Annotated in this window: 12 protein-coding genes; 11 read left to right on the top strand and 1 reads right to left on the bottom strand. The window is 57.6% G+C overall.

From position 1 onward, the window contains the following. Nucleotides 1-14 precede the first annotated feature (14 nt). The 9 genes from NR177_RS04125 to NR177_RS04085 all read left to right on the top strand — a co-directional run bounded on the left by NR177_RS04125 (nt 15) and on the right by NR177_RS04085 (nt 10,025). Nucleotides 15-968: an ABC transporter permease gene (locus tag NR177_RS04125; protein WP_063880102.1), complete on the top strand. Its 954-nt coding sequence runs from the start codon at nt 15-17 to the stop codon at nt 966-968. Beyond that, complete coding sequence (locus NR177_RS04120; protein ID WP_063880101.1) at nt 968-1,816, top strand: ABC transporter permease; 849 nt, start codon at nt 968-970, stop codon at nt 1,814-1,816. The genes NR177_RS04125 and NR177_RS04120 overlap by 1 nt, the downstream gene beginning before the upstream one ends. Next, nucleotides 1,813-3,477: an ABC transporter ATP-binding protein gene (locus NR177_RS04115; RefSeq protein WP_109717309.1), complete on the top strand. Its 1,665-nt coding sequence runs from the start codon at nt 1,813-1,815 to the stop codon at nt 3,475-3,477. Before NR177_RS04120 ends, NR177_RS04115 begins: the two co-directional genes overlap by 4 nt. A gap of 108 nt (nt 3,478-3,585) precedes the next feature. Beyond that, nucleotides 3,586-4,917, top strand: coding sequence for an FAD-binding oxidoreductase (locus NR177_RS04110; RefSeq protein ID WP_145394102.1), 1,332 nt, complete (start codon nt 3,586-3,588; stop codon nt 4,915-4,917). A 10-nt stretch (nt 4,918-4,927) separates the two neighbouring features. Beyond that, nucleotides 4,928-5,770, top strand: coding sequence for a GNAT family N-acetyltransferase (locus NR177_RS04105; RefSeq protein WP_256852343.1), 843 nt, complete (start codon nt 4,928-4,930; stop codon nt 5,768-5,770). Further along, the gene (locus NR177_RS04100) at nt 5,770-6,696 is read left to right on the top strand and encodes a glyoxylate/hydroxypyruvate reductase A (RefSeq protein ID WP_256852342.1); all 927 of its coding nucleotides are present in this window, start codon (nt 5,770-5,772) and stop codon (nt 6,694-6,696) included. The genes NR177_RS04105 and NR177_RS04100 overlap by 1 nt, the downstream gene beginning before the upstream one ends. 1 nt (nt 6,697) lies before the next feature. Beyond that, complete coding sequence (locus NR177_RS04095) at nt 6,698-7,831, top strand: M20 aminoacylase family protein (protein WP_256852341.1); 1,134 nt, start codon at nt 6,698-6,700, stop codon at nt 7,829-7,831. 113 nt (nt 7,832-7,944) lie between these two features. Further along, nucleotides 7,945-9,261, top strand: coding sequence for a 4-aminobutyrate--2-oxoglutarate transaminase (gene gabT, locus NR177_RS04090; protein WP_063880095.1), 1,317 nt, complete (start codon nt 7,945-7,947; stop codon nt 9,259-9,261). A gap of 251 nt (nt 9,262-9,512) precedes the next feature. Next, complete coding sequence (locus NR177_RS04085) at nt 9,513-10,025, top strand: Lrp/AsnC family transcriptional regulator (protein WP_063880094.1); 513 nt, start codon at nt 9,513-9,515, stop codon at nt 10,023-10,025. Nucleotides 10,026-10,092: 67 nt separating this feature from the next. On the opposite strand, the gene NR177_RS04080 is transcribed toward NR177_RS04085, so the two are convergent. Then, nucleotides 10,093-12,018, bottom strand: a complete 1,926-nt coding sequence (locus NR177_RS04080) for a phosphatase PAP2 family protein (RefSeq protein WP_256852340.1) — start codon at nt 12,016-12,018, stop codon at nt 10,093-10,095. 494 nt (nt 12,019-12,512) lie between these two features. On the opposite strand from NR177_RS04080, the gene NR177_RS04075 reads away from it, so the two are divergent. Together NR177_RS04075 and NR177_RS04070 are read left to right on the top strand one after the other, a co-directional pair. Beyond that, nucleotides 12,513-13,817 carry a cytosine permease gene (locus NR177_RS04075; protein WP_256852339.1) on the top strand — a complete coding sequence of 435 codons (1,305 nt, stop codon included), beginning with the start codon at nt 12,513-12,515 and terminating at the stop codon, nt 13,815-13,817. Then, nucleotides 13,810-14,499, top strand: a complete 690-nt coding sequence (locus tag NR177_RS04070; RefSeq protein WP_063880092.1) for a cysteine hydrolase family protein — start codon at nt 13,810-13,812, stop codon at nt 14,497-14,499. Before NR177_RS04075 ends, NR177_RS04070 begins: the two co-directional genes overlap by 8 nt. The last annotated feature ends 59 nt before the right edge of the window (nt 14,500-14,558 follow it).

Raw genomic sequence — 14,558 nt, 5'->3', positions numbered from 1 at the left:
GAAGGAGTTCGCCGATGAACCGATACATGATGTTCCTGATTGCCCGGCGCATTGGCGCCGGCATCCTGACCTTGCTTATCGTCTCGGCGGTGGTATTTTTTATCACCAGCCTGCTGCCGGGCGATGCGGCGCAAATGATCCTGGGGCAAAACGCCACGCCAGAAACGGTAGCGGCCTTGCGCCAGCAGCTCGGTTTAGATCAGCCGCTGCTGGTGCGCTATTTCACCTGGCTTGGCGGTATGCTGACGGGGAATTTTGGCACCTCATTTGCGAGTCATCTGCCGGTTGCACAGCTGGTGGCGCAGCGTCTTCCCGCCACCTTTGAACTTGCTGCCACTACCACAGCGATTTGTGTGCCGCTCGCACTGATTATTGGTATCGCGGCGGCCATGAATCGTGGCTCCAAACTCGATCGTGCGCTGGTGATTGGCACGATGGCGACGGTGGCCGTACCGGAATTTCTGGTGGCCACGATTGCGGTGCTGATTTTTGCCGTGAAGCTGCACTGGGTTTCTGCGATGTCGCTGGGCAGTCCCAGTATGGACTTCGCCAGCTACATCAAAGCCTATGCGTTGCCGGTGATGACGTTATGCTGCGGACTGGTCGCGCAAATGGCACGTATGACCCGCGCGGCCATTATTAACCAGCTCGACAGCCCTTATCTTGAAATGGCCTTGCTCAAAGGGGTTTCCCCCATGCGGGCGGTGTTACGCCATGCCTTACCGAATGCCGTCGGCCCCATTGCTAACGCGATTTCCCTCAGTCTTTCTTACCTGTTTGGTGGGGTCATTATTATCGAAACCATCTTCAGCTATCCGGGTCTGGCCAGCCAGATGGTCGACGCGGTCAGTAATCGCGATCTGCCGGTGGTACAGCTCTGCGTAATGCTGTTTGCCAGCTGTTATCTTGTGCTGCTGCTGGCGGCGGATATTGTCACTATCGCCTTTAACCCGAAATGGAGGAGCTGATGAAAATATTGCTTCCGTGGCGTATTTTTCAGTCACTGTCTTTATCGGGCCGCCTGGGCCTGGTGGTGACCTTGTTCTGGTTGATCATCGCCATCTTCGGCACCTGGTGGGCCCCCCACAATCTTGACGACATTGGGGTCGGGCCATTAATGGGCGGATTGACGCATGAAAACCTGCTGGGTACCGATTACCTCGGACGGGATATGCTCAGCCGCATTATGTACGGTGCGAAGTTTTCCCTGGGGCTGGCGCTGGGCGCTGCCATGCTGGCCAGCCTGATTGGCACCATGCTGGCGCTGTTAGCGGCGGTAACCGGACGCTGGCTGGAAGAGCTGCTGGGCCGTATCAACGACGCGATGCTGGTGTTGCCAGGCAAAATACTGGCGCTGATGATTGTGGCGGTGTTCGGGTCCTCGCTGCCGATGCTGCTGATCACGGCGGTGTTTACCTACTGGCCGGGTGCGTTTCGTATCGCCTTTGCCCTCGCCAGCAACTTACGCAACATGGACTATGTCCGCGCCTCTCGCCTGCGGGGCGAAAGCCGCTGGTACATCGCCATCCACGATATTCTGCCCAACATGGTGCATCCGGTCCTGGCGGATTTTGGTCTGCGCTTTGTGTATATCGTATTACTGCTGAGTGGATTGAGCTTCCTGGGGCTGGGCGTTCAGCCACCTTATGCCGACTGGGGAACATTAGTACGTGAAAATATTCAGGGGTTGTTTGACGGCTCACCGGCGGTGTTGATGCCAGCGGTAGCGATTGCCAGCCTGACCATCGCGGTCAACCTGTTTATTGACAGCTTGCAAAGCATGCGTCCGTTGACGCTGGCAAAGGAGGGGGCATGAACGTGACACAACATACGGCAATGCCTGTGATTTCTGTCGATAACCTGCGCGTGACGGCGCATACCGACAATGGGGATGAACTGGATATCGTCTCCGATATCCGCTTCACGGTGCAAAAAGGCGAAGTGCTGGCGCTGATTGGCGAATCCGGCTCGGGTAAAACCACCATTGCGATGGCGCTGATGGGCTATGCGCGCCACGGTTGCAAGATCGCCGAGGGCAATATTCATGTGGCGGGCACCAACATCATGGATCTCACGCCCGCGCAGTTGCGCGTGTTTCGCGGCAATAAAGTGTCCTATATTGCCCAGAGTGCCGCCGCCTCTTTTAACCCCGGAATGAAAATCATCGACCAGGTTATCGAACCGGTTGTGATTCACGGCACCATGACGCGCAAGGCGGCGAAGGTCAAAGCGCTGGCGCTGTTCCGTGAGCTGGCCTTACCCAACCCGGATACGATTGGCGATCGCTTCCCCCATCAGGTCTCAGGCGGGCAGTTACAGCGTTTAATGACGGCGATGGCCCTGATTAGCGATCCCGAGGTGGTCATTCTTGATGAACCCACCACGGCGTTAGACGTGACGACCCAGGTTGAAGTGCTAAAAGCCTTTCGTCGGGTGGTGAAACAACGCGGCGTAACGGCGATTTATGTCAGCCATGACCTGGCCGTGGTGGCGCAAATGGCCGACCGGATTCTGGTACTGCTGCAAGGCAAAATTGCGGAATACGGCACGACGGCGCATTTGATTGGTGCACCCCAGGCGGACTATACGCGCCTGCTGATGGATGCCGCTCAGCAAAAAGAGCGGCCCAGCAACTGGTGTCAGGCAAAGGCGAATGAACTGCCGTTGCTTGAAGTGCGTGACCTGTCAGCCGGTTACGGTCCAAAGGGCAGTGATGGATTGCCCAAAGTCCGCATTCTGGAAAATATTAATCTCACGCTGTGGAAAGGTCAGGCCATTGGCATTATCGGGGAATCCGGCTCGGGTAAAACCACCCTGGCGCATGCCATTGCCGGTCTCAATCCTGCCTGCCAGGGACATGTCCTGTTTAACGGCCACTCTGTTGCGGGCCAGATGCAAAAACGCAGCGACAATGAGCTGCGACGTATTCAGTACGTTTTCCAGATGGCGGATACAGCCCTCAATCCGGCCCATAGCGTTGAACGCATTTTAACGCGTCCGCTGACGCTGTTTCATGGTCTGAGCGGCATCGCTCGCCAGCAGCGACTCTATCAACTGCTTGATCTGGTTAAGCTGCCGCGCACCGTGCTGTCCCGCCGCCCCTGGTCACTGTCAGGTGGGCAAAAACAGCGTGTTAACCTGGCCCGTGCACTGGCGGCTGAACCGGATGTGATTTTATGTGATGAAGTCACGTCGGCGCTGGATACCGTGGTAGCTTCCGCCGTGCTGGATCTGATCAGCGAACTGCGCCGCGAGCTGGGCCTGTCGGTAATGTTTATCAGCCACGATATGCACGCCGTGCGCGCGGTATGTGATGAGATCGTCGTGATGCGAAATGGCAGCATCGTCACTCAGCTGGCGCGCAGCAATTATGACCAGCCTACCAGTGAACTCTATTTCGAACGCCTGAAACGTGCGGTTCCTGAGCTGCGTCAGGGCTGGCTGGATGAGCATGAAGAGATTCTGAAAGCCGAGTAACAGGCTGTTATGTCGTCGATCACGTTCGACAGACAGGCAGTATCCAGGCGCCGGGCGCGATGAGCGTCATGGCACCGGCAAACAAACAGATTAAGAGGTGGCTACGCCATGCCCGCACCGATTCGTTACGTACAGGACAGCAGTGATTTCCCGGCGTCCGCCGATGTGGTGGTGATTGGTGCCGGTATTGCGGGGGCCGCCGCCACCTGGGAACTGGCAAAAAAAGGATTGAAGGTGGTGCTGATCGAGAAGGGGCTGGTCGGCGCCGAGCAGTCGAGCCGCAACTGGGGCTGGTGCCGTCAGCAGAATCGTGACGAGCGCGAACTGCCGCTGGTGATTGAAGCCTTACGCGGCTGGGAAGAACTTAGCATTGAAACCGGGGAAGAGCTGGGCTTTCGTCGCAGCGGTCTGGTCTATGCCACCCGGAATGAAGCGGATATTGCGGCCTGGGATAAGTGGGGCCAGATGGCCAAACAGTATGGCGTACGCAGCGATATCCTGAATGCCCAGCAGGCGAAAGCCATGACGCCAGGCAGTACCACAAACTGGCTGGGCGGCGTTTCCGCCCCGGCGGATGGTGCGGCTGAACCTAAACTGGCTGCACCGGGCATTGTGATTGGCGCGCAAAAAAAAGGCGCGCTGGTTTTCCAGCAGTGTGCAGTGCGCGGGCTGGATATTTCAGCCGGGCGCGTCAGCGGAGTTATAACGGAACGCGGCTTGATCAAAACCACCCGGGTGATCTGTGCGGCGGGTGCCTGGACCTCGATGTTTTGCCGTCGGCACGGTATTGATTTGCCGCTGGGGAACGTCATTGGCACCGCCTTCCGTACCCACCCGATTGAGCAGGCTATCGCCGTCCCTTTTTATACCGAAAGCTTTGCCTGTCGACCGCAGATGGATGGCAGCTATACCGTTTCCGTATCGGGCCGCGGGCGGCTTGAACCCGGTGCGCAGGGGATTCGTTACCTGCGACAGTTTTATCCCACGTTTAAAAGTCGGCGTAAAAATCTTACCCTGAATCTGGGGGTGAAGCCGTTCTTTAATGGCCCTGAGGCGATGGGCCGCTGGGATCTGGATGCGATTTCACCCTTCGAGCGGATGCGTATTCTGGACCCCGCTGCCGATGCCTGGGTCGTGGAAAGCGGACTTGCGGCAATGCGGCGTGAATTTCCTGCGCTGGCAAACCTGAAAGTCGCCCAGGCCTGGGGCGGGATGATTGACAGTACGCCGGACGCGATTCCGGTCATTTCAACAGTGGCAAAACTGCCAGGCCTGGTGTTGTCGGCAGGATTCAGTGCCCACGGTTTTGGGATTGGTCCCGGTGCAGGCCGCCTGGCGGCTCAACTGGCGACAGACTCCACGCCGGTGGTCGATCCCACGCCCTATCGCTACAGCCGTTTCATCGACGGCAGCGGACTTGATGCACCCGGCATGATGTAAGGAAAGCAAAATGACAGTTGATATTCGTACCATGACGACCGAAGACATTCCCCAGGTTTACGCGATGAGCCAGGCGCTGAACTGGCCGCACCGCCATGAAGACTGGGCCATCGGCATGCAGCTCGGCGAAGGCGTGGTCATTGAAGAGCAGGGCGAAGTAATAGGCAGTGCGATTCTCTGGCGCTGGGGCGACAAGGCCGCGACCATCGGTCTGGTGATTGTCGCGAATCAGCACCAGGGGCGCGGGCTGGGCAAGCAGTTGATGCTGGCCTTATTAGAGAAAGTGCCCGGTTATAACGTGCGTCTGCACGCGACGGAGATGGGTAAGGGCCTGTATGAAAAACTCGGCTTTGTTACCTGCGGTAAGATCCTACAGTACCAAACGCCTGCCCTGAACGCGTTACCCAGAGTGGAGATTCCGGCTGGATTGACGCTGCGCAGCGCCACTCTTGACGATCGGGATGCGCTGGTGCAGATGGAGCAGGCCGCCCACGGGCTTTTCCGCCCGGCGCTGGTGGAACATCTGATTACCGACAATCAGACCATTATCTTGCAGGATGACCAGCAAACCCCTCAGGGTTATGCCAGCCTGCGGCGCTTTGGTCGTGGCTGGGTCATTGGACCCGTTATTGCACAGGATTTTCCGGTTGCCCAGGCGCTAACCGCCGCGCTGATGCAGAGCCTGAAGGGCGAATATCTACGCATGGATACGGATGCCACGCTGCCGCTGGCCGCCTGGCTGGAGAGCCTGGGCCTGACAAACGTTGACGCGCCGATCACGATGGTGCGCGGTGACGTCTGGGTGCCACAAGGCATGCAGGCATTTGGGCTGATGACGCAGGCAATGGCCTGATGCACATCGTTTATAAATCGGAGCCACAGCGCGGCCTGCACTGGCAGCGTTGGCTGGCTGAGCACGCGCCCGATATTCATTTACACCTCTGGCCGGAGACCGGCGATGCCGATCAGGTTGATGCGCTGGTCGCCTGGCTGCCGCCCGATAACCTTGCAGACCGTTTTCCCAATCTGAAAATCCTGTTTTCCGTAGGGGCCGGAGCGGAACAGTTTGATCTGTCCACGCTGCCGTCACATATCCCGCTGGTCAGAACGATTGAACCCGGCCTGACGCAGGGCATGGTGGAGTACATCACCTTTGCGGTGTTGGGATTACATCGTGATATGCCACGCTATTTTCAGCAGCAACGGCATCAGCAATGGCAGGCGCATCTGGCTATTCCCGCCGGTCAGCGCCGCGTCGGGATCATGGGACTGGGCGAACTGGGCCGCGCGGCACTGGCCCAGCTTCAGGCGATGGGATTTGACTGCGGCGGCTGGAGCCGTACGCCGCATCTTATTCCGGACGTGCCGTGCTGGCATGGTGACGATCAGCTGCCCGACTTTCTCGCCCGCAGCGATATTCTGGTGTGCCTGCTACCGCTGACGCCCAGTACTCAGGGGCGACTGAATGCCGGGCTGTTCAGCCAACTGCCAACAGGTGCTGCACTGGTGCAGGCCGGGCGCGGTCCTCAGCTTAATCATCAGGATCTGCTGGATGCGCTCGACAGCGGCCAGTTACGGGCGGCGGTGATTGATGTGACCGACCCTGAACCTCTGCCCTCCGATCATGCATTCTGGACGCATCCCGCAATCTGGCTCACGCCGCACATCGCCAGCCAGACGCAAAACGACAGCGCGATCAGCGCACTGCTGGCTAATCTGCGTCGCTTTCAGCGTGGTGAACCGCTGCACGGCGTCGTTGATCGTTCACGAGGATATTGAGATGGACCATTTAGTGGCGTTGCGCCGCGATCTACACCGTAATCCTGAACTGGGTTTCCATGAACAGCGAACCAGCGATATTGTCGCGCGTTTTCTACAGGATTTAGGCATTGAGGTGCATCGGGAAATTGGCAAAACGGGCGTAGTGGGCGTGCTGAAGAAAGGCAACGGCTCACGCATGATTGGGCTGCGGGCCGACATGGATGCGCTTCCCATGCAGGACAAAGGCGAGGTGCCCTGGACCAGTCTGGTAGCGAACCACAGTCATGCCTGTGGCCACGACGGTCACACCACCATGCTGCTGGGCGCGGCGGAAAAACTGGCGCGTGAGGTTGAGTTCAGCGGCACTGTCTGCTTTATCTTTCAGCCGGCAGAAGAGGGCCTGGCAGGCGCGAAGGCCATGATTGACGACGGTCTGTTTCAGCGCTTCCCCTGTGATGCGGTGTTTGCCCTGCATAACTGGCCTGAATTACCCCTGGGTGAAATTCAGACCCGGCCCGGAGCCATTATGGCCGCGGCAGACCGGTTTGATATCACTGTCAAAGGCGCGGGCGGTCACGCCGCACAGCCGCATCTGACGCACGATACGCTGTTAGCCGTCAGTGAACTGGTGGTGCAGTTAAACACGCTGGTTTCCCGGGCGCTCGATCCCTGCGAACCGGCTTTGCTGACGGTGACGCGGATGCAGGGCGGTTTTTCCCACAATATGATCCCTGCGGAAGCCAACATCACCGGTACGGTGCGCACTTTTAACCCGGCAGCGCAGGATATTATTGAATCCCGGCTGCGGCAGATGGCGGAACACATTACGGCGGCGCACGGGTTACAGGCCGAGGTGAACTATTTGCGTTATTACCCGGCCACCATCAACAATGAATCTGAGGCGACTCAGGCCCTGGCGGCCTTGCAGGCGGCGGGCATGACAACCCAACTGGCGCGCCAGCCTGCACTCACCTCGGAAGATTTTGCCTTTATGTTACATGCAAAGCCCGGTGCCTATGTATGGATAGGATCGGCCCCCAGCAAGCCGCTTCATCATGCCGCCTATGACTTTAACGACGCGCTGATACCGCATGGCATCCAGGCGTTGATTACCCTGGCCTGCCACGGGCTGGGAACAACATTTACTCGCTGAAACCCGTGGGATTTTGACACGAAATGCCGCTGCTGACGGAATTACGGCAGCGTTATTGCCCCACAGATTGCGATACTTAAGCCAATCGAACACGACGTGGATGAGGTATAAAAATGCAGAATGTCCTGGCAGAGCAGCAAACCTATGCGGACAACAGCCAGTTGCTGGATGTCCGAGATCATAATGTGCCGCGCGGCATTGTTACCGCTCATCCGCTGGTGATTGAGCGAGCCAAAGGCAGTGAAGTGTGGGATGTAGAAGGCAATCGCTATCTGGATTTTGTCGGCGGCATTGGCGTGCTTAACGTGGGCCACAACCATCCGGCTGTGGTTAACGCTGTAACCCGCCAGCTGGGCCTGGTATCGCACGCCTGTTTTCAGGTGGTGGCCTATCCGGGATATATCGAACTGGCGCAGCGTCTGAATAAGCTGGTGGGCGGGGACGAACACTATAAGAGCGTGTTTTTCACCAGCGGTGCAGAAGCGGTGGAGAATGCGGTTAAAATTGCCCGTTCTTATACGCAACGACCGGGCATCATCGCCTTTGACGGCGCCTTCCACGGACGTACTTTACTTGGCGTCACCTTGACGGGGATGTCCGCGCCTTACAAACAAAACTTTGGCCCTTTCCCTGGCGATGTTTATCGTCTGCCGTTCCCGAACCCGTTGCACGGCGTCACGGAAGCGGACTGCCTGAAAGCGCTGGACCAACTGTTTGCGGTGCAGATTCTGCCGGAGCGCGTGGCTGCGATTATCATTGAGCCAGTGCAGGGCGATGGCGGCTTCCTGCCCGCCGGGCCGGCATTTATGCAGGCGTTGCGTCGCATCACGACTCAACACGGTATTATGCTGATCTGTGATGAAATTCAGACCGGCTTTGGTCGTACGGGCAGCATGTTTGCCTTCCAGCAACTCGGCATTAAGCCTGATATGGTGACGATGGCGAAAAGTCTGGCGGGGGGCCTGCCGATTTCCGGTGTGGTGGGCAAAGCCGAAGTGATGGACGGCCCGGCACCGGGCGGACTGGGCGGCACCTATGGCGGTAATGCGCTGGCCTGTGCAGCGGCACTGGCGGTGCTTGACGTGTTTGAGCAAGAAAACCTGCTGGCGCGTTCCTGTCAATTGGGTGAGCAGTTGAATCAACGTTTGCGTCAACTTGCAGATAAATATGCCTGCATCGGTGACGTGCGCGGCGTGGGCTTTATGCAGGCAGTAGAAATTCTGGATGTGGACACCCACAAACCCGACAGCGCGCTGACGCAAAAGATCCTCGACAGCGCCTGTCAGGAAGGGCTGCTGCTGATTAAATGCGGTTTACACCGTAATACGATTCGCTTCCTTGCACCGTTAGTGACCACCGATTCGCAACTTGAAGAGGCACTGCATATTTTTGATATTGCCCTGGCGCGTGCGACCGGACGCTTAGGATAGCCGCTCTCCCTCATTGAACAGGCAACAGCCCGGTATCGCGGCCAGCGGGGCCGCCACCGGGTTCAACGCTGGCGCAATTTTTGCAAAGCGTGACAGACCGGGGTTTTTTTGTGTTACAAAAAAATAGCGTACTTGTTATTTTAAAGTGGCGTATTTTAAGTATCTATAAAAGTGCGCTTTACGCTTGTGTACACAGAGTAGCTCTGGGTAGTAGCGAACATCCAGTACAGCTGTAAACAATGAGGGGTGCTATGAACGGCTTAATGAAACTCGATCGCATCGATATCAATATTCTGGTGCAACTACAAAAAGATGGCCGTATCAGCAACGTTAATCTCGCCGATGCAGTAGGACTTTCCCCGAGTCCTTGCCTGCAACGGGTTAAACGGCTTGAGCAGGCCGGTTTTATTACCGGCTATGAAGCACACGTCAATCTCACCAAAATTACCGACTCGGTCACCGTGTTTACCGAAGTGACGCTGAACGGACACCGGCGCGAAGACTTTATGAAGTTTGAAGCCGCCATGCGTGACGTTGACGAACTCATGGAATGTCACTTAATTACCGGGGGTTACGATTACCTGTTGCGCTTTATTACCCGCAGCATTGAGCATTATCAGGATGTGATTGAGAAGATGCTGGATGCGCAAATTGGCATCGATAAGTACTTCAGCTATATCGTGATTAAATCACCCGTGATGAAAAGCAGTGTGCCGTTACGCTCACTGATCAGTAAACATAACCCGCTAGAGTTCGGCGTGTAATTTTCGGCCCGGCGCGCAGAAGCCTGGCAAGCCCATTCTCTGCGCGCCTTACCAGCCGTGCTCAGGATCAGAGCAGTTTAATACTGATTCGCGTAGCGGAGCTGACAGGCTGAGCCTGATAGCCCTCGACAATAATGCGACCAAAGTGGGCTGCATTTGAGCCCGCCTCAATCAACGGAATCAGCGTGCCTGCTTTGGGGTGATAACCCTTCACAAACTTCACTAACAGCGTACCGCCTGCGACCAATGGCCCCTTCACGTTGAGACGACCTCCGCCCTGACCATCGATATCCAGTTCAAGAGTTGCCTGAGGCTGCGCAGAATATTGTTTAACGCGCACCGGGCTGGCTGCGGCAATACGCACGCTGCCGGCGTTGCCCACATAAACTTCACCCACGCCCAGGGCGCTGGCTGAACCGGCCTCCAGCACGCCACCTTCAATTTCAGTGCCGCCGCTGTAGCGATTCGCACCCAGTAGCCGCAGCGTACCTGAACCCTGTAAGGTCAGTTTCCCCTGGCCGCCAATCGCATTCCGCCAGCTGTCGGCCTGATTAAAACCGCCTTTCTCAGCATCCATCATCACCTGCACATTCCCGGTAAACTGACCATATCCGTCGGCGGCCGCCACGATATTCAGACGTCCCCAACCTTCGGCATCATCCAGGATCGGATAGCCCGATGACAGTTCAGTGGTTTTTAACACCACGCGGCGCTGCATGGCACTCAGATAGGGAAAACGGGTTTCCAGCAGAATCTCGGCACCTTTGGGCACCACCGGTGGACGATGGCGGGACGCGATGGGAGCAAAGCCAAACGTCATGCGCCGAAGGGCACTGGCACGGTTAAGGGTAGGATCGGCGAAGCGGTCGGCATTGAGCGGCGCGGCGTGAGCGTATTGCAGAAAGGTGCTGGGTTGTGTACCGGTGCGTTGCCATAATGCCTGATGCGCCTGTTTGTACGCGCGTTGTGCATCCTCATGATATGCCGTCAGATTCGCGGTGGTAACGGCCAGCGCGAACATGCGTCCGCCCATAACATCCAAAGGCGAATGCATCCCGGCGACGATCCGGCTTTCGCCCAATTCCATCCCGCGGCTGACCATCTCCTGATAGCGCTCCGGCACCAGCCACGCCATGGTCAGGGCATCTCTGACCGCCTCCGCCGTGTGTCCGCTGATAAATCCGCCATCGGTAGCGGGCGTAGGGCTCTCTGCGGGCACAAGGGCAGACACCACCGCCACCTCTGAACGCCAGCGGTAGGGACGGGCGTATTTATAGAAACGTTTTGCCGGTTCCGTAGAGGCGTTGTTACCCATTTCATTGAGAAAATCCACCACCTCACCGAAGTCGCGATTGCCGTCATGGCTGCCCGTGCCGGTGTTGTTTCCCTTGTCGTTATACAGCACCGTCGTGGCATCCGCGGGAATCTGCGTGATGGTGGTGACCTGCTGAGCGGCACTGCGCCATGCCGCGGTCAGCGGACCCAGGCCGTCCGTGACGCTATAGCCTTTGGCTCGACGATCGTCAAAGTAGGCCGCCTCGGCCTGGGCTGCCGTACGCTGGCGGGTCGCCGTAACCACATACTGAACATTCGCCGCCAGTACCTGATGATTAAGCATCGTGCCGCAGACGGGGGCCTTACCGGGCAGGCCAGTGCAATCAGAGGGCGTAATCGCCGCAAAACCATCACGAGCCGGTGCCGAAATCCCCGCATCCACCTTGAGCGTACGCGGACGCCACAGGGCCAGAAAGCCGGACACCACGCGCACGCCGGCATTCGTCTCCAGCGTGGCAAAGCGCGCATCCCCGCGTTGGTTGGTGGCGATGCTGTCAACAAAAGCCGGCACCTTTGCCGCAGGCGCGCTATCGGTAAATCCGGGGTCGGCGGGCGGTGCAGGCAGCAGGGCCGATGTCCGTGCGCTGCTCACAACAGGCGCCGCAATCATGCCTGAAAAAAGCGCCAGAAAAGTGCCAAAACGAATAACAGCAGACATGATAAAAGCCTTCGACAAGAATAATGGGCGACTATTGTGGTCGCCGGGCGTGAAGGGCGCATGACAACGCAGTGACATTCTGATGTGCTTTTCGCTTTCCAGATGAGATTCAAAAGTTTCCCATTTATCGTGCATCACCGCCCCATCAGCGTGCCAGAAACCGCCGCACCGCAACGGGTAAGGTGCCGCGTCTTATCATAAGTATTCGATCTTGTATCCCAGCCCGTATCCAGACGGACATCCGCGCGTGCCAACGCGGGAGGGACGATTCCTGGCATGCTTCATGCACTTCTTATCGGGTTAACAATGCCGGTAAGACAACATGCGTGGAAAAGGGTTAACAGCCCGGTAAGGCGGCAGTACATCACCACGCAATGCAATGACAGTCGCCAGCGCGACGGCACCTGTACCGTCATAAAGATGGCGAGCACAGGATGAACGTCAGTGCCCCAGCGCGCCTGTCCGTGGATTCACCTTAACCAGGAATTTTTGCCATGAAAAAACAGGCTTCCCCAACGTTAGAGCAGGAGTTTGAGCACGAACCCGTGCCGCTGTCGCATCGCCATCCGACCCGCTCGGTTTCTGCGGTCTGGTTTGGTTTCCCCATGATCCTCACCAATGCGCTGTTTGGCGGCATCATTACCTGGCACCTTGGCTTTTGGCCTGCATTGCTGGCGATTGTGATGGGCAATCTGGTGCTGTTTGCCTATGTCGGCGCACTAAGCTGGTTTGCGGGCAATACCGGGATGAATTTTGCCCTGCAGGCGAAAAGGACCTTCGGCAGCAAAGGCTATATCCTCGTGTCCGGCTTTCTGTCGACCGTGGTTATCGGCTGGTACGCCTTCCAGACGGGATTGACCGGGACGGTGATTCATCAGACCTTTGGCTGGAATGCCCTGTCGGTGACGGCATTTGCCATGGTGCTGTTTACGGCCGTGACCTTTCTGGGCGTGCGTGCCCTGTCCGTGCTGGGCATGATTGCTGCGCCAATGTTTGTGATTTTAGGGTTTGTCGCGCTGTATTTCGTCGGGCAGACACATGATTTTTCCAGCATGTTTCACTGGAAGGGCAGCCCCACGGTGGCGGGAGCCATGAGCATGGGCACGGCGGTCACCATGGTGGTGGCGGGGTTTGCCGATTCCGGCACCATGACTGCCGATTTCACCCGCTGGTCGAAGAGTGGCCGTGCTGCGGTCATCGCCGCCTTTTCCGCGTTTCCGGTCGCAAACCTGATCGCCTATCTTTTTGGCGTGATTATTGTCTCGGTCGGCGCGGCGGTGGACCCGCTGACCAACGGCGGCAATTTCCTGCCCATGTTGATGGGGCATGGTGAGATTTTAACCATGGTGGCTTTCCTGTTTGTGTTCATCAATCTTGGCTCGGTGTGTACGCACTGTCTTTATAACGGTGCGGTAGGCTTCAGCCATCTTTTTAACAGCAAGATGCGCCGCTGGACGCTGATTCTCGGTGCCATCGGCGGTCTGCTGGCGCTGGCGGGCGTTTGGACCTATTTCCTGGCATGGCTGAGCCTGCTGGGCGTGGTGGTGCCACCGTTTGGTGCGGTCATGATTGTTGATCTGATTTTTATGGCGAAGCTGAGTGAACAGCGCCCGGCGCAACGGTTTCACGGTGCCGCCTTTGCGGCCTGGGCGCTGGGAAGCCTGTGCGCGGTCATCGCGCATCTGGGCTTTCCCCAGTTTGGCGAAGCGGTTATCGGTCTGGTGACAGCGGCGCTTAGCTATACCCTGATTATTAAATTACGTTCCCCGACGCCGCGAATGGAGAAGAACAATGCCTGAGTACAGTGTGAATTCCACCCCCTATGCCTGGCCGTTTGATGGCCATTTTAGTGCCGCTGATACGGCGCTACTCGTCATCGATATGCAGATCGATTTTTGTGGCGCGGGCGGCTACGTTGACACCATGGGCTACGATATTGGCCTTACGCGCGCGCCTGTCGAACCGCTTAAGGTGTTGCTGGCCCGCATGCGTGCGCTGCATTTTCCCGTCATTCACACACGGGAAGGGCATCGCCCGGATCTCAGCGATCTGCCTGCCAATAAACGCTGGCGGTCGGGCAGGATGAATGCAGAAATTGGCAGCCCAGGACCGTGCGGTCGTATCCTGGTGCGCGGTGAGCCGGGCTGGGAGATTATCCCGGAACTGGCACCGCTGCCGGGCGAAGTGATCATCGATAAGCCTGGTAAAGGCTCTTTCTATGCAACAGACCTTGAGCTGGTGTTACGCAGTCGCGGCATCCGCAACTTGATTATTACCGGTATTACAACGGATGTGTGTGTGCATACCACCTTGCGTGAGGCCAACGATCGCGGGTATGAGTGCCTGGTCTTATCCGACTGCTGTGCCGCCACTGAGCGACATCATCATGAAGCCGCCCTGAGCATGATTCATATGCAGGGCGGTATCTTTGGCGCGGTCGCCACCTCGGCGGCACTGCTGGATAGCCTGGGCCAGCCCTGAAGGACCCGCCTGCCAGCCTGTTGCCCTGTACGCGACAGGCTGGCGCGAATTCATGTTTA

Source organism: Pantoea sp. Fr+CA_20 (assembly GCF_024520835.1).
Classification (GTDB): Bacteria; Pseudomonadota; Gammaproteobacteria; order Enterobacterales; family Enterobacteriaceae; genus Pantoea; species Pantoea allii.
Note: the sequence above shows the minus strand (reverse complement) of the source record. Positions and strands in the feature narration are given on the sequence as shown.